General features: G+C 44.2%; 2 protein-coding genes. Both read left to right on the top strand.

Annotated elements, in window-relative coordinates; all coding sequences use genetic code 11:
• The first annotated feature begins 8 nt into the window (after positions 1-8).
• Positions 9-1,064 carry a DNA-directed RNA polymerase subunit alpha gene (locus tag U9P07_04135; GenBank protein ID MEA2108588.1) on the top strand — a complete coding sequence of 352 codons (1,056 nt, stop codon included), beginning with the start codon at positions 9-11 and terminating at the stop codon, positions 1,062-1,064.
• A 76-nt stretch (positions 1,065-1,140) separates the two neighbouring features.
• Positions 1,141-1,731, top strand: coding sequence for a 50S ribosomal protein L17 (rplQ, locus tag U9P07_04130; protein MEA2108587.1), 591 nt, complete (start codon positions 1,141-1,143; stop codon positions 1,729-1,731).
• Positions 1,732-1,864: the final 133 nt, after the last annotated feature.

Here is a 1,864-nt window from a genome sequence, read left to right as displayed (position 1 = left end):
GGAATACTATGAATATATCAATGAAATATAAAAATTGGCGAGATCTGATTACTCCTAAATCCTTGAAGGTTGAGCAGGAAACCCTGACTTCCGAATATGGAAAGTTTACGATTGAACCTCTGGAGATCGGTTATGGGGTCACCTTGGGGAATGCTTTGCGGCGGGTGTTGCTTTCTTCTCTGCAGGGCGCTGCCATTACTTCCCTGCATGTTGATGGCATTCAGCACGAATTTTCGACGATTCCCGGTGTGGTTGAGGACGTTACCCGGATTGTTCTTAATATGAAGGGTGTACGTTTGAAACTATTTGTTGACAAGCCAAAAACTTTGTCTCTTGATATTCGGGGAACGGATAAACAGGAAGTTACTGCCGGTGATATTATTACTGATCATAATGTGAAGATACTTAATCCCAATCATCATATTGCCACTCTTAATGAAGATGCTGGCTTGAAAATGACCATGACTGCGGAAACCGGGAAAGGATATGTTCCTGCTGGTCAAGCAGAGGAAAAGCAGAAATTTCCCCTGGGGACAATTGTTATAGATGGAGTCTTCTCACCAATTAAGAAAATGACCTATGTGGTATCCAATGCCCGGGTCGGTCAGCAGACAGACTATGACAAGTTGATCATTCAAATTTGGACGGATGGTAGTGTTACGCCTGATGATGCGTTAGCCTATGGCTCTAAAATCCTGAAGGAACAGTTGTCTGTCTTTATAAACTTTGATGAGAGTTGTGAACCTCCGGTTGAAGAAGAGATAGAGAATGAGGAGCCAAAACCAACCATTAACGAGAATCTTTATCGCAGCGTTGGTGAATTGGAATTATCGGTACGTTCAGCTAACTGCCTGAAAAATGCCAATATCAGGCTGATTGGAGAGCTGGTGCAGAAAACCGAGGCCGAGATGTTGACGACCAAGAACTTTGGCCGCAAATCCCTGAATGAAATCAAGGATATTCTCAGCCAGATGGGTTTGTCATTGGGGGTGAAGGTTACCGATTTTGATCCTGAAAATGCCGAGATGATTAAAAAAGTAATGATCGACGATTATGAAGAATAAGAATATGTAACTGTTCAGCCGCTGTTACTGATTTTAATCAAGCGGCTTCGCCAGTAGATAAAGGGAGAAAAAGGGGATGCGACATCAAGTTGTAGGCAGGAGGCTGGGATATGGACCCAGCCATCAGAAAGCGATGATGCGGTCATTGGCTGGATCATTAATCAAATATGAAACCATTGAAACGACTTTGCCCCGGGCCAAGGAGCTGCGAAGACTTTCCGATCGGCTCGTGACTTTGGGTAAGAAAAACAGCTTGCATGCCCGCCGTCAGGCATTTAAATTGTTGAATGACCATGTATTGGTCAAAAAGTTATTTGATGAAATTGCCCCCCGATTCCAGGATCGTCCCGGAGGGTATACAAGGGTGATCAAGTCGCGGTTTCGTGCTGGTGATAATGCGTCCATGTCGGTGGTGACTTTTAGCACCCGCGAGACAGTTAAAAAAGAGAAACCTGTGGTTGAAAAAAGGTCTTCCATTTCAGCAGAAGTGAAGCAGGGAGTTGAGGCTGATATCGCCGCCGGAATTGAAGAAACGAAGGCGGTTGAAGCGAATGCCGCGGAGGCTGAAACCGAGGAGGTTCAGGAAACAGTTGAGGCTGAAAGCGCGGAGCCGGAAGCTGTGGTTGTTGAAGACGTAAAGGTTAAGGAAGCTGAGCCCAAAGACTAAAAAAATAATTGGTTATTGTTATCTGAAAAGCATGGTCATTATGGCCATGCTTTTTTAGTTTGTCCTGAATTAAGCGATCAGCTTTTAGCGCTTAGCTATTAGCTCAATGATTACAAGATGTTTAATATTATAC

The organism is Pseudomonadota bacterium (assembly GCA_034660915.1).
Taxonomy (GTDB): domain Bacteria; phylum Desulfobacterota; class Anaeroferrophillalia; order Anaeroferrophillales; family Anaeroferrophillaceae; genus DQWO01.
This window is presented reverse-complemented; position numbering and strand designations above follow the sequence as displayed.